The organism is Micromonospora sp. AB353 (assembly GCF_049538395.1).
In the GTDB taxonomy this organism is placed as follows: Bacteria; Actinomycetota; Actinomycetes; order Mycobacteriales; family Micromonosporaceae; genus Micromonospora; species Micromonospora aurantiaca.
This window is the reverse complement of record NZ_JBMVFV010000017.1, coordinates 1-20,586: the sequence shown is the minus strand read 5'-3', so window position 1 is coordinate 20,586 and position 20,586 is coordinate 1. Positions and strand designations below refer to the sequence as shown.

Sequence of the window (20,586 nt, the reverse complement as noted above, 5' to 3'; positions counted from 1 at the left end):
GTTCAGTCCAGGGTGAAGTAGTCGGGGCCGGCGTAGACGCCGGTCGTCAGCTTGGTGCGCTGCATGAGCAGGTCGTTGAGCAGGCTCGACGCGCCGAACCGGAACCAGTCCGGGCTCAGCCAGTCGGCGCCGACCGTCTCGTTGACCATGACCAGGTACTTGATCGCGTCCTTGGTGGTCTTGATGCCACCGGCCGGCTTGACGCCGACCTGACGCCCGGTGGCGGCGCGGAAGTCGCGGACCGCCTCCAGCATCACCAGCGTCACCGGCAGGGTCGCCGCGACCGGGACCTTGCCGGTGGAGGTCTTGATGAAGTCGCCGCCCGCGAGCATGGCGAGCCAGGACGCCCGCCGCACGTTGTCGTACGTGGCCAGCTCACCGGTCTCCAGAATGACCTTGAGGTGCGCGTCCCCGCAGGCTTCCTTGGTGGCCACGATCTCGTCGTAGACGTCGGCGTAGCGCCCGGCCAGGAACGCGCCCCGGTTGATCACCATGTCGATCTCGTCCGCGCCGGCCTCGACCGCCGCCCGCACGTCGGCGAGCTTGATCTCCAGCGGGGCCTGACCGGACGGGAACGCTGTGGCCACGCTGGCCAGGTGCACGCCGCTGCCGCGGAGCACCTCCGCCACGTACGGGACCATCGACGGGTAGACGCAGACGGCGCCGACGTGCGGGCAGCTCGGGTCGGCCGGGTCGGGGCGCAGCGCCTTGGCCGCCAGCGCCCGCACCTTGCCCGGGGTGTCCGCCCCTTCCAGGGTGGTCAGGTCGACCATCCGGATCGCCAGGTCGATCGCCTCGGCCTTGGCGGTGGTCTTGATGGAGCGGGTGCCGAGTTGTGCCGCCCGCTGCTCCGCGCCGACCTGGTCCACGCCGGGCAGGCCGTGCAGGAAGGTCCGCAGAGCGGTCTCGGATCGTCCCAGCTCGGTGAGGTCCGACCGGGCCGACGTCGTTGTCGCCGTCATGCCCCGAATAGTACGCACCCGCGAGTCGAGTGATCTTGCTCACTTGTGAGTGCCGCACGTGAGCGGTGTCGCTGGTCGTACCGCACCCGCCCTGCGCCGCGCTGCCGAACGGTAGGTTGAGCGATCGTGGACGTACACGTCATTGACCATCCGCTCGCCCAGACGCGGCTGACCGCCATGCGGGACGCCCGGACCGACTCGTCGTCGTTCCGGGCGGCGCTGCGCGAACTCACCACCATGCTGGTGTACGAGGCCGCGCGCTCCTTCCCGGTCGAGAAGTACTCGATCCAGACCCCGGTCACCGCCACCGAGGGCAGCCGGCTGGCGAACCCGCCGCTGCTGGTGCCGGTGTTGCGGGCCGGTCTCGGCATGGCCGACGCCGCGCTCGGCCTGCTGCCCGAGTCGTCGATGGGCTTCGTCGGCCTGGCCCGCGACGAGGAGACGTACGAGCCCCGCGCGTACATGGAGTCGCTGCCGCGCGACCTCAGCGGCCTGCCGGTGCTGGTGCTCGACCCGATGCTCGCCACCGGCGGCTCGCTGGAGCACTGCTGCCGGCTGCTCGCCGACCGCGGCTGCACCGACATCACCGTGCTGTGTGTGCTCGCCGCGCCGGTCGGCATCGAGCGGCTGGAGCGCTCCGGCCTGCCGCTGCGCCTGGTCACCGCCTCGATCGACGAGGGCCTGAACGACTCGAAGTTCATCGTCCCCGGTCTGGGTGACGCCGGCGACCGCCAGTTCGGCGGCATGCCCCGCTTCTGAGACCGGTCCGGTGCGGCGGGACGCCCTCCGCACCGTGGACCGGCCCCACCCGGCGAGTCGATGCGCGGGGGTGCGGGGAGGCGCTAGCGTTCCGGGCCATGACTGGTGTTGCGCTCGCCGAGGAGCTGCTGCTCCTCGCGTATGACGACGAAACCGGCAAGGCCACCATGCCGCGGATCAGCCTGGACCTGGGCATGGCCGCTGCGGTGCTGGTCGAGCTGGCCCTGGCCGGACGGGTCGCGTACGCGGACGGGAACCTGGCGGTGGTCGACCCGGCCCCGACCGGCGAGCCGATCGCGGACGCCGTACTCGCCAAGATCGCCACGGACACCCCGCACACGCCGTCGTCGTGGGTGCAGCGACTGCGGCACGGGCTGCGCGACCGGATCCTCTCCGACCTCTGCGGCCGGGGCGTGGTCCGCGACGTCGACGAGACCGAGCTGGGCTTCATCCACGTGCACCGCTACCCGGTGGCCGACGCCTCGGTCGAGGCGGACATCCGGCAGCGGCTGGCCGACGCGCTGACCAGCGGGCAGCTCCCGGACGAGCGGACCGCCGCGCTCGCCACGCTGGTCGCGGTGCTGCGGATGGAGCCCGCGCTGGGGCTGACCGGCCCGGCTGCCGAGGACGCCGGCCGACGCCTGGAGGAGATCGCGGCGGGCGCCGGGTTCTCCGGCACGGTGAGCCTGGACGACAGCGTGGTACGCCCGTCGATCAGCCTGGTCATCGCCGCACTGGGCCAGGCAGTCGACGCCGCCCTGGGCAAGCGGTAAGGAAGGGCCCCCTCTTAACGCCTCCGGTAGAGGAAGGGCCCCTTGTTAACGCCAGGCGTTAACAAGGGGCCCTTCCTTGCATCAGGGGTCAGAGGCCCAGGGCGGCGGCGATCTCGTTGCGCAGCTCGGTCACCGCGGCACGCGCGCGCTGCCGGGCCGCGGGCACGTCGCCGCCGCTCACCGGCTCCACCACCTCCAGGTACGCCTTGAGCTTCGGCTCGGTGCCGGACGGCCGGATCACCACCCGGGCCGCGCCGGTGCGCAGGATCACCACGTCCGCGTCCGGGAGCAGGTCGGACGCCTCGGTCACCGGCTGCCCGAGCAGCGCGGTAGGGGTGGCCGCCCGGATCCGGGCCATCGAGTCCGCGATCACCCGCAGGTCCTCCACCCGGACCGAGAGCTGCTCGGTGTGGTGCACGCCGAACTCGGCGGCGAGCTCGTCCAGCCGGTCGAGAAGCGTACGGCCCTCGGCCTTGAGACCGGCGGCCAGCTCGGCGACAGTCAGCGCGGCGGTGATGCCGTCCTTGTCCCGGACGTGTTCCGGCGCGACGCAGTAGCCGAGCGCCTCCTCGTAGCCGTACACGAGCGGCTCCCGGCCGCCGCCGGCCCGCACGATCCACTTGAACCCGGTGAGCGTCTCGTCGTAGGGCAGGCCCCGGGCCGCCGCCATCGCCCGCAGCAGCGCCGACGACACGATCGTGGTGGCGTACAGGCCGGTCACGCCGCGCCGCATCAGGTGGTCGGCGAGCAGAGCACCCACCTCGTCGCCGCGCAGCATCCGCCAGGATCCCGCGTCGCGTACGGCCACCGCGCAGCGGTCCGCGTCCGGGTCGTTGGCGATGGCCAGGTCTGCGCCGGTGCGGTCGGCGAGCGCGACCAGCAGGTCCACCGCGCCCGGCTCCTCCGGGTTGGGGAAGCTCACGGTCGGGAACGCCGGGTCCGGCTCGGCCTGCTCGGGCACCACGCCCGGCACGCCGAATCCGGCGCGCGCGAACGCGGCGGTCAGCACCGCGGCGCCCACCCCGTGCAGCGGCGTGTACGCCACCTTCAGGTCGCGCGGTCCGGCCGGGTGCACCACGGCGGCGGCCCGCTCCACGTACGCGGCCACCAGGTCGTCGCCGAGCACCTGACCGGCCGGGCCGAGCGGTACCGCCGCGAGGGGGCCGACCGCGCGGATGGCCGCCTCGATCCCGGCGTCGGCGGGCGGCACGATCTGCGCGCCGGCGCCCAGCTCACCGCCGAGCTGTGCGCCCAGGTAGACCTTGTAGCCGTTGTCCTGCGGCGGGTTGTGGCTGGCGGTGACCATCACGCCGGCCACCGCGCCGAGCTGCCGGACCGCGAACGCCAGCACGGGTGTGGGCAGCGGCCGGGGCAGCAGCAGCGCCTGACGGCCAGCACCGGTGGCCACCTGTGCGGTGCGCTCGGCGAAGGCCAGCGAGCCGCGCCGGGCGTCGTACCCGATCACCAGGGGGCCCTCGCCACCCTGGGCGGCGAGCCAGCCGACGAGCCCGGCGGCGGCCTGGGTGACCACGGCGAGGTTCATGCCGTTGGGCCCGGCCCGCAGCGGGCCGCGCAGCCCGGCGGTGCCGAAGGTCAGCGGACCGGCGAACCGGTCGGCCAGGTCGGCCGCCGTGCCGGGCAGCCCGTCGAGGACCGCGCGCAGCTCGACGCGGTCGGCCGGGTCCGGGTCGTCGGCGAGCCAGCGCTCGGCGCGTACGCGAAGGTCGTCAAGGTCAGTGGTATCCGCCGCCATTGCCTCATGAAAGCACGGCGGCGGATCACCACCGGCCGTCGGCCTCGACTCAGTTCGCCGCCGTGAGCTGGAACGAGCCGGCCATCGCGTCGAAGATCGGCTTGCTCTCGGCGAAGGTCGCGTCGCTGGAGGTGAGGTAGAACGAGTAGACCTTGCCGCCCTGGACCACGCCCCGCCACACGCCGTGCCGCTTCTCGTCGCCCTCGCCGCAGGTGTACTCGAACTCGGCGGCCGGCTTACCGGCCAGCGTCGTCTCGGTCATCGCGAGCTGTGCGTAGGGCTTGGCGCACGACTTGCTCTTGTCGCGCAGGTTGCGGGAGGCGAACTCGGCCCAGCTGACCGACGTGCCGCCCCAGTCCTCCGCCAGCAGCCGCACCTTGCGACCGCTGTCCTGCGGGTCGACGTAGTCGACGAAGACGCCGCCGGTCTTGCGGTCCCAGCCCTTCGGCACCTGGACGGTGATGCCCTTGACGGTCTGCTCCTGCATCTCCACCGGGGAGGCGGCGGCCGAGTTCGAGGGCAGCGCGCCCACGATCGGCGGGGGAGCGTCGTCGCCGCCGCTGGTCAGCGCGATCACGCTCACCAGCAGCACCACGGCGAGGCCACCGGCGGCGGCGAGCTGGACCTTGCGCGGCCACGCCTTCACCCGGCCGAGCAGGCCCTTGGCCGTGCCGAGCGGGCCGCCACCGGCGGCGGGCGGCGCGGTGGCCGGGGTGGTCCAGGCCTGGCCGGTGCCGGGCACCGACCACTGGTTGCCGCCGCCGTACACCGGCTGGGTGGCGTCGACGGTGCGGCCGTAGGCGGTGGGCACCGCCTGGGTCGCGTCCGCCGCGGCGCCCTGGCCGAGCCGGACCGTGGCGTCCGGCGAGATGCGCTGGGTGGCCTCCGGCGTGCCCGGCCCGGACATCGCGCCGGTCGGGGTGTGCAGCGGGCCGGCCAGCGCGTCGGCGCTGGTCTCGTCGAGCGCGGCGGCACCGGCCGCCGGCTTCTCCGCGCCGGGGCGCTCGCCGCGGCGCAGTGCCGCGAGCCGGTCGGTGAGCGACTCGTCCGGGCCGATCATCGCCCGGCCGCCGATCTGCCCGCTCGGCTTCGGCTCCGCGGCGATCGCCGGCGGCGTGGTCGGGCGCGGCACCGGCACCACCGCGTACGGGTCGGTGACCGAGTTGACGGCGGTGGCGGTGCTGGTCAGCGGCCCGGCGAGCAGCTCGCGCAGGTTGGCCCGGGCCCGGTGCACGTCCATCCGGCGGGCCGGGTCCTTCTCCAGCAGCCCCATCAGCACGCCGGTGAGCGGGCCGCTGCGCTGCGGCGTGGCGGGCGGGTCCTCGACCACGGCGTGCATGGTCTCGATCGGGTCGCCCTTGTCGAACGGGGGCCGGCCCTCGACCGCGGTGTAGAGCGTCACACCGAGCGAGAACAGGTCGCTCGGCGGCCCGAACTCCTGGCCCATCGCCCGCTCGGGCGAGATGAAGTGCGGCGAGCCGAGCACCATGCCGGGCGTGGTGAGCTGCACGTCGGTGGGCATCCGGGCCACGCCGAAGTCGGTGAGCACGCAGCGGCCGTCGGTGCAGATCAGTACGTTCGCCGGCTTCACGTCGCGGTGCAGCACGCCGATCGCGTGCGCGACCTCCAGCGCGCCGAGCAGCGCGATCCCGATCTTGGCGACGGCGCGTGGCGCGACCGGCCCGTCCTCGATCACCATGTCGGCCAGGCTGCGGGCGTCCAGCAGCTCCATCACGATCCACGGGCGGCCACCTTCGGTGACCACGTCGTAGACCTGCACCACCGCCGGGTGCTGGATCGCGGCGGCGGCGCGGGCCTCCCGCAGCGTCCGTTCGTAGAGCGCGTCGCGGTCGCTCGGGGCGAGCCCCGGCGGGAGGACGACCTCCTTGACCGCCACATCACGGCGCAGCAACGTGTCTGTGGCCCGCCAGACCGTGCCCATGCCTCCGTTGCCCACCGGGGAGCGCAGCGAGTAGCGACCACCGATGGTGGTGCCGGGCGCCGCGCGTCCAGTGGGGGGACTGGCCGGTCCGCCGCTCCACGTCGGAATCTGAGTCACAGAAAAGCCACCGGGGGATATCGAGGGGGCTGGGACACAACCCCTCTATCTTGCTGGTTCCGACGCCCGATGCGAAACCCGACGCGGCGGGCGTTTGCCTACTCGACGGTATGTGGTCGGTTGCTCACCTCCGGTGGGTGGCCGCCGCGAGGTGTGCGGTATCCCTCACCCACCAGGCGGTCAGCGCGTCCTACCATCCGGTAATGAGCGATGCGCGGTCAAGCGAGTCGGGTTTCCCGATCCAGGGCGTCTACACGGCGGCAGACCTTCCGGCGGACCTGGACGCCCGGCTGGGCGAGCCGGGCGAGTTCCCGTACACCCGCGGGGTCTACCCGACGATGTACACGTCCCGGCCCTGGACCATGCGACAGTACGCCGGGTTCGGCACCGCGACCGAGAGCAACGCGCGCTACCACCAGCTGCTGCGCGCTGGCACCATGGGCCTGTCGGTCGCGTTCGACCTGCCCACCCAGATGGGGTACGACTCGGACGACCCGATCGCGCACGGCGAGGTCGGCAAGGTCGGCGTCGCCATCGACTCCATCGAGGACATGCGCACGCTGTTCGGCGGCATCCCGCTGGACAAGGTCTCCACCTCGATGACCATCAACGCGCCCGGCTCGGTGCTGCTGCTGCTCTACCAGCTCGTGGCGGAGGAGAACGGCGTGCCGGGGGCGGCGCTCAACGGCACCATCCAGAACGACATCCTCAAGGAGTACATCGCCCGGGGGACGTACATCTTCCCGCCGAAGCCCTCGCTGCGGCTGGTCGCCGACACCTTCGCCTACTGCCGGGCCGAGGTGCCGAAGTGGAACACCATCTCGATCTCCGGCTACCACATGGCCGAGGCCGGCGCCTCGCCCGCGCAGGAGGTCGCGTTCACGCTCGCCAACGGCGTGGAGTACGTCCGCGCGGCGCTCGCCGCCGGGCTGGCCGTGGACGACTTCGCGCCCCGCCTGTCGTTCTTCTTCGTCGCCCGCACCACGCTGCTGGAGGAGGTCGCGAAGTTCCGCGCGGCCCGGCGGATCTGGGCCCGGCTGATGCGCGACGAGTTCGGCGCGAAGAACCCGAAGTCGATGATGCTGCGGTTCCACACCCAGACCGCCGGTGTGCAGCTCACCGCGCAGCAGCCGGAGGTGAACCTGGTCCGGGTGGCGGTGCAGGGTCTCGGCGCGGTGCTCGGCGGCACCCAGTCGCTGCACACGAACAGCTTCGACGAGGCCATCGCGCTGCCCACCGAGAAGGCGGCCCGGCTGGCGCTGCGGACCCAGCAGGTGCTGGCGTACGAGACGGACCTGACCGCCACCGTCGACCCGTTCGCCGGGTCGTACGTGGTGGAGGCGATGACCGCCGAGGTGGAGGCGGCCGCCACCGAGCTGATGGACCGGGTGTTCGACCACGGTTCGGCGGTGGACGCGATCGAGGCCGGGTTCCAGAAGCGGGAGATCGAGCAGTCCGCGTACCGGATCGCCCAGGAGATCGACTCGGGTGAGCGGGTGGTGGTCGGCCTCAACCGGTTCCGGATCGACGAGGAGGAGCCGTACGAGCCGCTGCGGGTCGACCCGTCGATCGAGGCGGCACAGGGGGAGCGGCTGGCCCGGCTGCGCGCCGAGCGGGACTCCGGCGTGGTCGAGCGGGCCCTGGCCGAGCTGCGTGCCGCCGCCGAGGGGGACGCCAACGTGCTCTACCCGATGAAGGAGGCGTTGCGCGCCCGCGCCACGGTCGGCGAGGTGTGCGGGACGCTGCGCGAGGTGTGGGGGATCTACCGGCCCAGCGACCGGTTCTGAGTCGTCCGGCGGCGGCCCCGCCGCGCACCCTGAGTGCGCGGCGGGGCCGCTTTCGCGTGTGCGATTCGGTGATTCGGGTAACCGGATCGGGTGAACGGGACGGACAGCCTGTGCGGTCGGCGGTCGGACGCTCGTGTCACCGTCGGGAGTCTTCCGGCAGCCGACAGTTGTCGTGCAATTGTCGGAGCGGCAGTTAATTGCCACGACTAATGCGACAATTCGGAACGACGGGTCGTTATTTGTGACCGATGAAACGGTTACGCGTTGTAGGAGGTGGGAGGCGGATGACGGCGTTCGACCGCGATCTACCTGCTGTCCCGCAGATATTCGAGCCCTCCCACCAGGGCATTCGTGACGCTGCGCGGTCCGACCGCTACGCGAAAGATGTTGCGCAGCGTCACCGTCGGAGGTCTAGGCTGTCTGCTGTCCGACCCGAAGATCCATCCACTTCTAGTGATCGAGAATTCGACGTGACGAGTGCGTTGACGCTGCCTTCCGGCGGCCCGCTGGCGTCGTCCCGGCCCGAGGCGCCGACCGGTTACCAGCCCCTGCCCTTCGAGCTCGACCATCTGCTCGCTCTGCGCGTACCGGGCCTCATCGAGACGCGCCGTCACATCCACTCCCACCCGGAGTTGTCCGGCGAAGAGTTCGAGACGGCCGCGCTGGTGCACCGGGAGCTGTCCCTCGCCGGGCTGAAGCCGCGTCTGCTGCCGAAGGGCAACGGCGTCATCTGCGACATCGACGGCCGCCCCGACGGCCCGGTGATCGCGCTCCGCGCCGACATCGACGCGCTGCCGCTGAGCGACCCGAAGGACGTGCCGTACCGCTCGACGGTGGAGGGCGTCTGCCACGCCTGCGGCCACGACGTGCACACGTCGGTGATGCTCGGCGTCGGCATGCTGCTGGCCCAGCTCGCCGACACCGGCCGGCTCGACGGCCGGGTCCGGCTGATCTTCCAGCCGGCCGAGGAGATCCTGCCCTGCGGCTCGCTGGAGGTCATCGAGGCCGGCGGCCTGGACGACGTGGTGCAGATCTTCGCGCTGCACTGCGACCCGAACCTGCCGGTGGGCAAGGTCGGCCTGCGGGTCGGCCCGATCACCGCCGCCGCCGACAACGTCACCGTCCGGCTGACCGGGCCGGGCGGGCACACCGCCCGCCCGCACCTGACCGTCGACCTGGTGGACGCGCTCGGCCGCCTGGTCACCGAGGTGCCGACGCTGATCAGCCGCCGGGTGCCGGCCAACAGCGGGCTGCTGCTGGTGTTCGGCCACGCCTCGGCCGGCACCCGTTACAACGTCATCCCGTCCGAGGCGTGCGCGGCGGGCACGCTGCGGGTGATGGACCGCGACACCTGGGACCAGGCGCCCAAGATCGTGGCTCAGGTGGTGCGGGACGTGCTCGCGCCGACCGGCGCCACCGTCGACCTGGAATACCTGCGCGGCCGGCCCCCGGTGACAAACGACGCCCGGGCCATCGGTGTGCTCACCGCGGCCACCGCCGCCGCGCTCGGTCCCGACGGCATCGCCGAGACGCCGCAGAGCATGGGCGGCGAGGACTTCTCCTGGTACCTGGAGCACGTGCCGGGCGCGCTCGCCCGTCTCGGCGTCGGCCGCAGCGGGCCCAACGTGGACCTGCACCGGGCCTCGTTCGACGTGGACGAGCGCGCCATCGAGGCCGGCGTACGCCTCATGGTCCAGACCGCGCTGCGGGCACTGGCGGCGGTGCGCTGACGGGACCGTCGGCCGGCCCGGCCGGGCCCGGCGGCATCGGGCCCAGGCCGGGCGGCAGCATCGCGCCCGGGCTGGGCGGCGGCGTCCGCCGGGCCCGCACCCGGCGTCGCCACAGGAGCAGCAACCACAGCGGTACGCCGATCACGACCGCGAACGGCAGCACCGCGCCGAGCACGGTGAGCAGGACCCGGGCCGAGGCCAGGAACGCCGTCCAGCCGCCCCCCAGCCCGGCCAGGAAGCCCAGGTCGGCCTCCTCCTCGGCGGTGCTGGCGTCCTGACCGAGGAACGTCACGGTGATGGTGGACAGCGAGGTCAGGTCCGCGAGCCGGCGCTTGCGGGCCTCCAGCGCGGCCAGGTCCGCCTGCCGGGTGCCCACCTCGTTCTCCAGCCGGACCAGCTCGTCCACCGACGTGGCCCGGGCCAGCAGCTTGCGGGAACTCTCCACCCGCGCCCGCTGGGTGGCGATCCGGGCGTCCAGGTCGACCACCTGCTCGGTGACGTCCTCGGTGCGGATCTCCCGGCGCTCCTGCCGGCCGAGACCGGCGATCCGGTCGATCACCGCGCTGAACCGGTCCGCGGGCACGCGCAGCGTCAGCGCCGCCCGCGCCTCGGCGGCTTGGCTCGACCGCCGGTCCGCGCCGACGAATCCGCCGGCCGCCGTCACCGCTGTGGTCGCCTCCCGCGCGGCGGCCTCCACATCGTCCACCCGGACCTGCATGGTCCCGGTGTAGATGATGGACCGCTGGTCGACCCGCAGGTCCGCGCCACCGGTGCCGCCCGGGGCGGCCTGGTCGCGATCCGCGCCACCGCTGTCCGAGCCGCCCCCGGCGGCCTGCTCGCGCCCCGCGCCTCCGTCGGCGGCCGGTGCGGCCGAGTCGCTGCCGGAGTCCCCGCCCGCGCCGCAGGCGCCCACACCCAGTGCCGCTATCAGAACCACAGCCACCAGGGCCACGCCCCGGAGTCGTCGTCCGCCCATTCCCCGTACTCCGATCGTCGGCGGCCCCGACTGCCGGGACCGATACCTCGGACGTGACGCGTGGTCGCGCCGGTTCCGGCAGACTGCGCTGAGGACATCACGATTCGATAATCGAGGAGTCACGATGCAGGTGACCAAAAACGCCCACTCCTGTCTCCGGCTGGAGCACGACGGTGCGGTGCTCGTCGTCGACCCGGGTGTCTTCAGCGATCCGGCGGCGCTGGACGGGGCGGACGCGGTGCTGATCACCCACGAGCACCCGGACCATGTGGACGTCGCCGCGCTGACCCGGGCGCTGGAGCGGCGGCCGGTGCCGGTGCACGGTCCCGCCTCGCTCGCCGGGGTGCTCGGCGACGCCGCCGAGGCGCTGGTGACGGTCGAGCCCGGACAGTCGCTCACCGTCGCCGGGACGCCGGTACGGACGTACGGCGGGCAGCACGCGGTCATCCACCCGGACATCCCGGTGATCCAGAACATCGGCTACCTCTTCGCCGACGTGGTCTACCACCCGGGCGACGCGTTGTTCGTGCCCGACGACGTGCAGGTGGACACGCTGTTCGCCCCGATCCACGCGCCCTGGTCGAAGTTCTCCGAGGTCGTCGACTTCATCCGCGCGGTCGCGCCGCGCCGGGCGTACGCGCTGCACGACGGGCTGCTGAACGACAACGGCTTCGGTGTGCTGGACCGGCAGTACACGGCGATGTCCAACACCGACTACCGCCGTCTGGAGCCGGGCACCCGGATCGACGCCTGACCATGACCGAGGTGCCCGCGGAGGTGGTCCGGCGGCTCTACGCCACGCCGCCGGACCGGTTCGTGGCGGCCCGGGACGAGGCCGTCGCGCAGGCGCGGCAGTCCGGTGACCCGCGTACCGCCCGGGAGATCGGCAAGCTGCGCCGTCCCACAGTGGCGGCCTGGCTGGTCAACCTGCTGGCGATCCGCCGGCCCGAGCTGGTCGCCGACCTGAGCCAGCTCGCCGAGTCGCTGCGCGCCGCGCAACGCGACCTGCGCGGCGGCACGCTGCGGGAACTGTCCGCGCAGCGGCGCGCCGTCGTGGGCGCGCTGGTGGCGGAGGTACGCCGGCTCGCCGCCGCCGAACCCGCCGCGCCCCCGGCCGGGAAGCTACCGCTGGGCGAGGTGGAGGCGACACTCAACGCCGCGCTGTCGGACACCGAGGTGGCCGAACAGGTACGCGCCGGACGCCTGCTGCGGGCCAGCCACTACGCCGGGTTCGGCGAGGTGCCCCGCCCCCAGCTCCGGCTCGTGACAGGGGGCGAGGAGGCGCCTGTCGTACCGGATCGGGCGGCCGAGCGGGCCGACGCGCGGCGGGCCCGCGACGAGCGGGCGGCGCGGGCCGAACGGGCCGGGCGGCGGCGGACCGCGACCCGGGAGCTGACCCGGGCCCGCGCGGACCTGGACCGGGCCGAGAAGGAGCTGGTGGCGGCCGACACGGCCGAGCGGGACGGCGCCGCGACGCTGGACCGGATCGAGACCGAACTGGCCGAGCTGGAGCGTCGCCGGGCCGTGGCCGAGCAGGAGCTGAGCCGGGCCCGGCTGGCCCGCCGGGGCGCGGAACGGGCGGTCACCGCGGCCCGGCGCCGGGCCGGTGAGGTGGAAGCCGTGTTGGAGGCGCTGGACGCCGAAGAGGGGGATGCCGACACCGGTGACGACCGGGCAGACTGAGCGTGATGAATGGCTACGGTGGAGTGACGGGCGGCCGATGACTCCGGAACAGCTCGCCGCCGCCTGCAAACCGCTGGTGCTCGAACTCGGGGAGGCGTTCGCGCGCTGCCCGTCCACGCTGCGCCGGGCGCGGCTGCTCGGCATCTCCGGGTGGGCCTTCTACATCACCGGGCGGGCCGGTGCGCTCGGTGACGTCCGCGCCGAGACGGTCGCCGCGGCGCTCGGCTTCATCGCCCCCGAGGCGGTCACCGACGGCTGGGACGCCGCCGCGCGCACCGTCCCGCCGCTGGAGGTGGCCGCCGCCAACCTGGCCGAGTGCTGCCGGTGGGGCACCGCGCGGCTGGGTGACAGCGCCGAATCGTCCCGGCTGGCCGCGCTGCTGGGCCGGGCGGTCGACGCGGCGGACGGCAGCGGCATGCCGCTGTTCGCCGCCTGGCGGGCCATGCCGGTGCCCGACCCGTCGCCCGGCGCGCGGGCGGCTGTCGGGATGCTGCTGCTGCGTGAGCACTTCGCCGGGGCGTACCTGCTGGCGGTGCGCGCGGCCGGGCTGACACCGCTGGAGGCGGTGCTGGCCGGGCCGGAGGGCGAGGCCGGTGCCGCCGCGTGCGGCTGGGCGCCCCCGTACCCGCCGGTCGGGCCGCTGGTGCGGCGCCGGCTGTGGGCCGAGGCGGTGACCGACCGGCTGGCGTCGGCGGCGTTCCGCGCGCTGGACGCCGCCGAGGGCGCTGAGCTGCGGGGTCTGCTCGCCGCCGCGCGGCAGCGTGCCCGCGGCGGATAAATGGGAGGCGATCCGGCCGGTGCGCCTGCCAGGATCTGGCCCGTGACGCTTCCCGCCGGCTGGTCGGCCCGCCGCCCGACCCTCGACGACGTGCCCGCGATCCTGGCGGTGGTGCACGCCGCCGACACGTTCGCCGTCGGCTACCCCGACTTCGACGACGAGGACGTACGGTCCGCGCTGACCGCGCCGTTCGTCGACCCGGCCCGCGACTCGTGGCTCGTCACCGACCCGGACGGTACGGCGGTGGCCTGGTCGATCCTCGCGAACCCGAGCGGCGTGGGCCGGGAGTGGGTGGACGTGCTCGTCGACCCCGACCGCGGCGCCGACCTGCGCGCGCCACTGCTGGCCCGGCTGCTGGAACGCGTCGCCGAACGGGCCGCCGAGCGCGGCCTGCCCGCGCTGACCGCCCGCGCCGGGGTGTACGCGCCGGAGACCCGCTGGGCCGGTGAGCTGGCCGAGGCCGGGTTCACCCGGATCAAGCGCTACATCCGGATGAGCCGCTCGCTCGCCGACCTGCCCGCCGAGCCGGCGCCCCCGCCCGGGGTGACGGTCCGGCCGCTGCGCGCCGACGACGAGGACGACCTGCGGCTGTTCCACCGGATCTACGACACCGCGTTCCGGGACACTCCCGACCACGATCCGCTCGACTTCGCGCAGTGGCGGGACCTGCTGCCGTCGTACGGCAAGGTCTGGGACGAGTGGTTCCTGGCCGAGGTCGACGGCGAGCCGGCCGGTGCGCTCCAGTCCTCCGACCAGGCACTCGACCAGGACCGGGGGTGGGTGCGGACGCTGTCGGTGCTGCCCGCGTACCGGCGCCGGGGAGTGGGCGCGGCGCTGCTGCGCCGGGCGTTCGCGGTCTACGCGGCCAAGGGCCGTACCGGCGCCGGGCTCGGCGTCGACCTGGCCAACCCGACCGCGCCGGTCACGCTCTACCGCTCCGTCGGGCTGGTGGAGGAGCACTGGGCCGACATGTACGAGCGCAGCGTGCCCGCCTCGCGGGTGTGACCCGGTACCCCTCGTACCGGGGTCGCCGAGCGCGGGTACGGCCGCCCGGCGCACACTGTGGGTGTGGGAGACGCGCTACGCCGACGCGGTGCCGGTGGGGCGGGACCGCAGCTCGGTGACGTAGTCGTCCGGCGCGCCCGCCTTCTCCGCGGCGTTCGCGAGCTCCGAGAGGTACCACGCCGTGGGCAGCCCGCCCTCGTACCCGTCGAACACGTAGACCCACGCGGTCACGTCGCCGTCGAGCGTCGAGACGCGCACTGTCAGCCTGCGGTACGTCTCGGAGGTCACGCCCTCGATCTCGTCGAGCTGCGCGGCGTCGTACGGGTGGATGTCGTAGAGCGCCACGAACACCCGGTCACCGGGGGACTCGACGACGGTGCTGACCGAGCCCTCCCACCCGATGACGTCCTCGCCGGCGAAGGTGAGCCGCCACCCCTCAAGCCAGCCGGTGCCCACCATCGGCGAATGCGGGCAGTAGGCGCGCATGCGAGCGGGGTCCAGGTTTGAGCCGTAAGCAGCGTAGAGACGCACGGCGACGACGATAGCCCGGCTGGCGGGTGGGGGAGAATACGACAGTGCGTGTCGGACGGGACGGGGAGAAGAAAGTCACTGTGAGCACAGACGAGGGGCGACTGCTGTGAGCCAGATCGTGATCATCGGCGGCGGGCCGGCCGGGTACGAGGCGGCTCTGGTCGCCGCGCAGTTGGACGCCGATGTCACGGTGGTCGAGGCGGAGGGCGCCGGCGGCGCCTGCGTGCTCTCCGACTGCGTGCCCTCCAAGACGTTCATCGCCAGCTCCGAGGTGGTCACCGGCTACCGGGACACCGAGGAGTTCGGGGTGCACTCGGACGGCCTGGAGGCGGTCACCGTCGACGCGCGGGCGGTGCACGAGCGGGTCAAGCGGCTTGCGCTGGCCCAGTCCGCCGACATCCACACCAAGCTCGTCAAGGCCGGCGTCGAGTTCGTCGCCGGCACCGCCCGGCTCGGCGAGGACACGCTCGGCCACACCCACCGGGTGATCGTCACCCCGGCCGGCGGGGGAGCCGAATACTCCATCGCCGCGTCGACGGTGCTCGTCGCGACCGGCGCGACCCCCCGCCAGTTGCCCACCGCCGTACCGGACGGCGAGCGCATCCTGACCTGGCGCCAGGTGTACGACCTGCCCGAGCTGCCCGAGCACCTGATCGTGGTCGGCTCCGGCGTGACCGGTGCCGAGTTCGCCAGCGCGTACCTCGCCATGGGCGTCAAGGTCACGCTCGTGTCCAGCCGGGACCGGGTCATGCCGCACGAGGACGCCGACGCCGCGTCGGCGATCGAGCGGGTGTTCCGCAACCGGGGCATGAGCATCCTGAACAACTCCCGCGCCGAGGCGGTCCGCCGCGTCGGTGACGGGGTCGAGGTGGTGCTCTCCGACGGCCGGCAGGTCACCGGCTCGCACGCGCTGATCGCTGTCGGCTCGATCCCGAACACCGCCGACCTGGGCCTGGCCGAGTACGGCGTGGAGCTGGCCCGGGGCGGTTACGTGACGGTGGACCGGGTCTCCCGTACCAATGTGCCGGGCATCTACGCGGCGGGTGACTGCACCGGCGTGCTGCCGCTCGCGAGCGTCGCGGCCATGCAGGGCCGCATCGCCATGTGGCACGCGCTGGGCGAGGCGGTGCGGCCGCTGCGGCTGCGTACCGTCGCGGCGAACGTCTTCACCGACCCGGAGCTGGCCACCGTCGGCGTCTCCCAGGACGAGGTGGACGCCGGCAAGACCCCGGCCCGCCAGGTGATGCTGCCGCTGTCCGGCAACGCCCGGGCGAAGATGGACGACCTGGCCGACGGCTTCGTCAAGCTGTTCTGCCGGCCGGCGAGCGGCCAGGTGATCGGCGGCGTGGTGGTGGCCCCGAAGGCCAGCGAGCTGATCCTGCCGATCACGATGGCGGTGGAGAACAATCTCACCGTCAACGAGCTGGCGCACACCATCACCATCTACCCGAGTCTGTCCGGCTCCATCACCGAGGCCGCCCGCCAGCTCATGCTCCACGAGCTGGAGTGATCCCGTCTCTGCCCCGTCTTCGTCGATCATGGAGTCGTGGCCCCCGATCCGACCGGAATGCCCGGTCTGTGCGGGGTCACAACTGCATGATCGACGGCGCTGGTCCTGGGGCTCAGGGTGGCGTGCAGGGCCAGGGTGGTTATGACGGCTGTCTCGGTCAGGATGAGCAGGCGCTCGATCAGGCCCAGCAGGGCCCGGTCGCCGGGGTAGGCGGACCAGATCATCGCGCCCGCCAGCACCAGGCTGGCCACTGTCAGCCCGCGTAGCCAGGTGGCGGCTCCGGCGACCGGGTGGCGGGCCAGCAGCCAGCCGGCCACCGGCAGGGCCAGGAACGACAGCACCGAGGCGTACCGGTGCACGTACGCGGCGGTGTCCATCGGCGTACCCGGCTCGTTCGTGGGCACCACGGCGGCGGCCAGCAGCCCGGCCGACCAGACGGTCAGCAGCGCGAGCGGCACCCGGCCCGCACCGGCCCGGCGCAGCGACGGCAGCAGCACCAGACTGGCCGCCGCGAGCACCGCCATCGCCGTGTCGATGACGCCGCCCCGATCGGAGACGGCGAAGTCGCTGACGGTCAGCGACCAGGGATCCAGGTCGTCGCTCACCTCGAGATGACCGACCATCGCGAGTACCGCCGCCAGGACGATCCCGCCGAGGGCCAACAGGCCGCTGCTCCGCGTTCCAGGCATATGGCCAGCCTGTCGCCGTAACCGCCCCAGACGGATCCGGGACCACCACCCACTTCGCTCCCCGGGTCGTCCCCTACCGGACCCCCGAGAACCGCGTCAGGCTACGTCGAGGCGGATGTTCCCGATTCGGGCGACAACATCAAGGTGTCCGCCCAGTCCGGTCACATAGGCGCGAAGGATCTCCAGGTTGACGCTCTCGCCGTTCTCGATCTGGCTGATCCGCGCCTGAGACAAGCCCGCCGCTTCCGCCAGTTGAGCCTGGGTCATACCCAACTGCTTGCGGATCTCCGCCAGCTGCGCGCCGCTGACCGAAGCCAGCATCTTCTCTCGGAGCTGTCCCCGCCGGGCGACACGCTCGCTGTCGTCCCACGAGGGATCGATACCTCGGGCCTTCGCCTTGACGTCGCGCCAGTTGGCCCCACCGCTCATGACTGCTCTTCCTTCAAGTTGATCAGGTGCTCCTGGAACCGCTCGTCCGCCAACGGAATGGCGAGCCGGTACCAACCCTGCCACTGCCCCGCCTTGTCCCCGGCCACCAGGAAGATGGCTTCACGGGAGGGATCGAACGCGAAGATCATCCGAACCTCCGAGGTGCCGCTCGAGCCTGGTCGTAGTTCCTTCATGTGGTGATATGCGCTGCCCTTGAGCCGGTCGACCAGTGGTCGGCCCAGTGCGGGACCGTGCTCCGCCAGCAGGTCGAGCGCCTCGCTGACGAGGTCAGCGGTGCTCGGCTCACTCGTGCACAGGCCCAGGAACCAAAGCTCGACCTCAGGATGAAGCCTGATCTCCCACACTCGGTCAATATAAACCGAACTTATACGCGGTGGGGGTCAACGCTCCGAACTGCGCGTCAGGTGCCGGCGGAGTCGGCGGTGGCCTCGGCACGGGTCTGCCGGGCGCTGCTGATCCAGGTCATCGCCCACCCGGCCAGCGCGAACCCCGCAGCGGCCACCCCGCCGATCAGCAGCAGCCGCCACGCCGAGTGGGTCAGCGCCGTACCGCCCAGATGACCGACGAGCGCGCCGTAGCTGGACCACGCGAGCGCCGCCGCCGCCTCGTAGGGCAGGAACAGCCGGTACGGGTAGCGGCTGCGCCCGGCCGAGAAGCAGGCCGCCATGCGGCCACCTGGCACGAAACGGCAGAGCAGGATCACCATCGGCCCCGGTTCGCGCAGCCCCCGGGTGACCCGGGTGACGGCCCGGCGTGCCCGTCCCGGTGTCGTGGCACGCGCCGCGCGGCGGGTCGGCGTACTGCGGCCGATCAGGTAGCAGGCCAGGTCACCGATGAACACACCGGCAGCGCCGACCGCGATGGTGAGCGGCAGGCTGAGCCCGCCGTACACGGTCAGCGCCCCGCTGGTGATCATGACGAGCTGGGTCGGCACCACCGGGACGAAGGCGTCGGCGATCAGCAGGATCAGCAACAGCGCGTACGCCCACATGGGCGACGCGACGTCAGAGATGAGCTCGGCCACGACCGCCACCTCGCCGGAGTTCTCCGTTCGACCGGATCGAGCCTGACGCCGTGTGCGGCGTCACCACCACCGGCCCCGCCGCACGGTGACAGCCGACACCGGCAGGCCGTAGGTGTGAAACGAGGCGGCCCGCCCGCGAGTGACGGGCCACCGGCGCATACACCACGGGGCGGGGCGGCGCATCGTCGATTCCCGGCGTACCGTTGGTCGGACGCGGCACCGGAGCCGTCGGGTCCCCCGTTCCCGATGCCCGAGCCGCCGCGGGTCGCCGGCAGGTCCCGTGCCGGCGACCCGCACCCACTCTCCGTTGTCGCGACTGCGACAGCACACTTCCGTGAGTGCATTCCGCGAATACGATCCAGGGCTCCACCAGCAGACCCTCACGGGAGGCTTCTCGATGCGTTCGACCCTGCTCCGGGGCGTACTCGCCCTGACCCTGGCATTCGGCGGCGGCGCGGTAGCCGTCGCCGGACCGGCGGAGGCGGCGGCGAAGAAATACAAGAACTGCACCGCGCTCAACAAGACGTACAAGCACGGCGTGGGCAAGAAGGGCGCGAAGGACAAGGTCCGCGGCAGCACCAAGCCGGTCACCAACTTCACCGTGTCCAACAGCGTGTACGCGAAGAACACCCACCTCGATCGGGACAAGGACGGCGTCGCCTGCGAGAAGCGCTGACAGCAGGTGATCGGCGCCGGCCGGAAAAGCGGTCGCGGCACATGTGAGGTCGGCCGTACGGTCGGGGCATGCGCAGCGCGGTAGTGACCACGACGCCGGGTGTTCCCGGCGCGCCGCACTGACGTTTCCGTCGACGAGGCCCTGGGGCGATCCGCTCCGGGGCCTCGCGGCGTACCGGGCCTGCTCGCCTCCGGGTCGTACCCGATCAAGGAGAGCGACATGATCGACCACCGCAGGCTCGGCCGGGACCTGGAGCTGTTCGTCTCCGATCCGCTCGCGGGCGCCGGGCTGCCGATCTGGCTGCCGGCCGGCGCCGCCGCCCGGCACGCCGTCGAGGAGTACGTCCGGGAGTTGGAGCGCCGGGCCGGCTACCAGCACGTCTACTCGCCGCCGCTCGGTAAGCGGGAGTTGTTCGAGCTGTCCGGGCACCTGGGCTACTTCGCCGACGACATGTTCCCGCCGATGCGGCTGAGCGCCGACGACGAGTTCGTGCTGCGCCCGGCGCTCTGCCCGCACCACGCGCTGGTGTTCCGTGCCCGGGGGCGCTCCTACCGGGAGTTGCCGCTGCGCGTCGCCGAGCTGGGCGGCATGTACCGGGCGGAGCGCTCCGGAGTGCTCGGCGGCCTGTCCCGGGTGCGCGCCATCTCGCTCAACGACGCGCACAACTTCTGCGCCCTGGAGCAGGTCGGTGACGAGGTCCGCGAGATCCTGCGGCTGATCGGCGAGGCGCACGCCGCGCTCGGCGTCCGTCCCGCCGGGTTGCGGTTGTCGCTGCGCGGGCCGGACCAGCGGTACGTGGGCGACGACGCCGCCTGGGCGCGGGCCGAGGAACTGCTCCGCGCCGCGCTCGACGGGGTGGACGTCGTCGAGGCGCCGGGCGAGGCCGCGTTCTACGGCCCGAAGATCGACATTCAGATCGTGGACGCGGCCGGCCGGGAGTCGACCATCTCCACCGTCCAGCTCGACTTCGACAAGCCGGAGCGGTTCGACCTGTCGTACACCGACTCGGACGGCCGCCGGAAACGGCCGGTGATGGTGCACCGCAGCCTCGTCGGGAGCATGGAGCGGCTGTTCGCGTACCTGATCGAGGTGCACGAGGGCGCGTTCCCCGCCTGGTACGCCCCGGTGCAGTTGCTGCTGCTCCCGGTCGACGCGGCGCAGGCCGACGCGGCCGTCGGGCTGGCCCGCCGGGCCGAGGCGGCCGGACTGCGGGTCGAGGTGGACCACGCCGGTTCGCTCGGTGCCCGGATCCGGGACGCGTCCCGGCGCCGCGTCCCGTACACCGGGGTTCTCGGCGCCCGGGAGGCGGCCGACGGTTCGGTCTCGCTGCGCCTGCGCGACGGCCGGGTGCTCGACCCGATGCCCGCCGCCGATGCGCTGAGCCTGGTCGGCGCGGTGGTCGCGAGCCGGTCGGCGGCGCTGCTCCCGGCCTGACCCCGAC

20 protein-coding genes are annotated in these 20,586 nt (G+C 73.0%); 11 read left to right on the top strand and 9 right to left on the bottom strand.

All coding sequences use genetic code 11. From position 1 onward, the window contains the following. Positions 1–2: 2 nt before the first annotated feature. Entirely contained in the window at positions 3–962 is a 960-nt protein-coding gene (gene deoC, locus ACPCK6_RS10595) for a deoxyribose-phosphate aldolase (protein ID WP_396879901.1), read from the bottom strand. A 126-nt stretch (positions 963–1,088) separates the two neighbouring features. On the opposite strand from deoC, the gene upp reads away from it, so the two are divergent. Then, the gene (gene upp / locus ACPCK6_RS10590; protein ID WP_013284009.1) at positions 1,089–1,721 is read left to right on the top strand and encodes a uracil phosphoribosyltransferase; all 633 of its coding nucleotides are present in this window, start codon (positions 1,089–1,091) and stop codon (positions 1,719–1,721) included. Positions 1,722–1,819: 98 nt separating this feature from the next. After that, positions 1,820–2,494 carry a GOLPH3/VPS74 family protein gene (locus tag ACPCK6_RS10585; protein WP_423480999.1) on the top strand — a complete coding sequence of 225 codons (675 nt, stop codon included), beginning with the start codon at positions 1,820–1,822 and terminating at the stop codon, positions 2,492–2,494. Positions 2,495–2,582: 88 nt separating this feature from the next. On the opposite strand, the gene ACPCK6_RS10580 is transcribed toward ACPCK6_RS10585, so the two are convergent. Both ACPCK6_RS10580 and ACPCK6_RS10575 read right to left on the bottom strand, forming a co-directional pair. Beyond that, entirely contained in the window at positions 2,583–4,247 is a 1,665-nt protein-coding gene (locus ACPCK6_RS10580; RefSeq protein ID WP_396879902.1) for a phospho-sugar mutase, read from the bottom strand. 49 nt (positions 4,248–4,296) lie between these two features. Further along, on the bottom strand, positions 4,297–6,306 hold the full coding sequence (locus ACPCK6_RS10575; protein WP_396879903.1) for a serine/threonine-protein kinase: 2,010 nt from the start codon (positions 6,304–6,306) through the stop codon (positions 4,297–4,299). 203 nt (positions 6,307–6,509) lie between these two features. Here ACPCK6_RS10575 and ACPCK6_RS10570 point away from each other — a divergent pair, with 203 nt between their 5' ends. Next, the gene (locus tag ACPCK6_RS10570) at positions 6,510–8,093 is read left to right on the top strand and encodes an acyl-CoA mutase large subunit family protein (protein ID WP_423480998.1); all 1,584 of its coding nucleotides are present in this window, start codon (positions 6,510–6,512) and stop codon (positions 8,091–8,093) included. Positions 8,094–8,563: 470 nt separating this feature from the next. Beyond that, on the top strand, positions 8,564–9,823 hold the full coding sequence (locus tag ACPCK6_RS10565; protein WP_396879904.1) for an amidohydrolase: 1,260 nt from the start codon (positions 8,564–8,566) through the stop codon (positions 9,821–9,823). Here the strand turns inward: ACPCK6_RS10565 and ACPCK6_RS10560 are convergent. Further along, on the bottom strand, positions 9,780–10,799 hold the full coding sequence (locus tag ACPCK6_RS10560) for a DUF4349 domain-containing protein (protein ID WP_423480997.1): 1,020 nt from the start codon (positions 10,797–10,799) through the stop codon (positions 9,780–9,782). The two genes, ACPCK6_RS10565 and ACPCK6_RS10560, sit on opposite strands and share 44 nt — an antisense overlap. Before the next feature lie 124 nt (positions 10,800–10,923). On the opposite strand from ACPCK6_RS10560, the gene ACPCK6_RS10555 reads away from it, so the two are divergent. The 4 genes from ACPCK6_RS10555 to ACPCK6_RS10540 are packed head-to-tail and all read left to right on the top strand — an operon-like array spanning position 10,924 to position 14,265. Further along, positions 10,924–11,553 carry an MBL fold metallo-hydrolase gene (locus ACPCK6_RS10555; RefSeq protein WP_423480996.1) on the top strand — a complete coding sequence of 210 codons (630 nt, stop codon included), beginning with the start codon at positions 10,924–10,926 and terminating at the stop codon, positions 11,551–11,553. Between the two features lie 2 nt (positions 11,554–11,555). Then, on the top strand, positions 11,556–12,482 hold the full coding sequence (locus ACPCK6_RS10550) for a hypothetical protein (protein WP_423480995.1): 927 nt from the start codon (positions 11,556–11,558) through the stop codon (positions 12,480–12,482). A gap of 37 nt (positions 12,483–12,519) precedes the next feature. Beyond that, positions 12,520–13,260, top strand: coding sequence for an SCO6745 family protein (locus tag ACPCK6_RS10545; protein ID WP_396879908.1), 741 nt, complete (start codon positions 12,520–12,522; stop codon positions 13,258–13,260). A 42-nt stretch (positions 13,261–13,302) separates the two neighbouring features. Then, entirely contained in the window at positions 13,303–14,265 is a 963-nt protein-coding gene (locus ACPCK6_RS10540) for a GNAT family N-acetyltransferase (RefSeq protein ID WP_423480994.1), read from the top strand. Between the two features lie 75 nt (positions 14,266–14,340). On the opposite strand, the gene ACPCK6_RS10535 is transcribed toward ACPCK6_RS10540, so the two are convergent. After that, a complete protein-coding gene (locus tag ACPCK6_RS10535) occupies positions 14,341–14,796 on the bottom strand; it encodes a gamma-glutamylcyclotransferase (protein ID WP_135243301.1) in 456 nt (151 codons plus the stop codon). A gap of 106 nt (positions 14,797–14,902) precedes the next feature. On the opposite strand from ACPCK6_RS10535, the gene ACPCK6_RS10530 reads away from it, so the two are divergent. Next, positions 14,903–16,306: an NAD(P)H-quinone dehydrogenase gene (locus ACPCK6_RS10530; RefSeq protein WP_396879910.1), complete on the top strand. Its 1,404-nt coding sequence runs from the start codon at positions 14,903–14,905 to the stop codon at positions 16,304–16,306. Positions 16,307–16,332: 26 nt separating this feature from the next. Here ACPCK6_RS10530 and ACPCK6_RS10525 read toward each other — a convergent pair whose 3' ends face one another. The 4 genes from ACPCK6_RS10525 to ACPCK6_RS10510 form a co-directional block, all read right to left on the bottom strand. Continuing rightward, complete coding sequence (locus ACPCK6_RS10525) at positions 16,333–16,995, bottom strand: DUF998 domain-containing protein (RefSeq protein ID WP_423480993.1); 663 nt, start codon at positions 16,993–16,995, stop codon at positions 16,333–16,335. Positions 16,996–17,091: 96 nt separating this feature from the next. Beyond that, positions 17,092–17,424 carry a type II toxin-antitoxin system RelB family anti-toxin gene (gene relB / locus ACPCK6_RS10520; RefSeq protein WP_396879912.1) on the bottom strand — a complete coding sequence of 111 codons (333 nt, stop codon included), beginning with the start codon at positions 17,422–17,424 and terminating at the stop codon, positions 17,092–17,094. Further along, entirely contained in the window at positions 17,421–17,789 is a 369-nt protein-coding gene (locus tag ACPCK6_RS10515; RefSeq protein ID WP_423480992.1) for a type II toxin-antitoxin system RelE/ParE family toxin, read from the bottom strand. Before ACPCK6_RS10515 ends, relB begins: the two co-directional genes overlap by 4 nt. Before the next feature lie 56 nt (positions 17,790–17,845). Next, positions 17,846–18,469, bottom strand: a complete 624-nt coding sequence (locus tag ACPCK6_RS10510; RefSeq protein ID WP_318332360.1) for a DedA family protein — start codon at positions 18,467–18,469, stop codon at positions 17,846–17,848. Between the two features lie 397 nt (positions 18,470–18,866). Between ACPCK6_RS10510 and ACPCK6_RS10505 the strand changes: the two genes are divergently transcribed. Together ACPCK6_RS10505 and thrS are read left to right on the top strand one after the other, a co-directional pair. Then, positions 18,867–19,145, top strand: a complete 279-nt coding sequence (locus ACPCK6_RS10505; RefSeq protein WP_423480991.1) for an excalibur calcium-binding domain-containing protein — start codon at positions 18,867–18,869, stop codon at positions 19,143–19,145. Between the two features lie 219 nt (positions 19,146–19,364). After that, the gene (gene thrS, locus ACPCK6_RS10500) at positions 19,365–20,579 is read left to right on the top strand and encodes a threonine--tRNA ligase (protein ID WP_423480990.1); all 1,215 of its coding nucleotides are present in this window, start codon (positions 19,365–19,367) and stop codon (positions 20,577–20,579) included. The last annotated feature ends 7 nt before the right edge of the window (positions 20,580–20,586 follow it).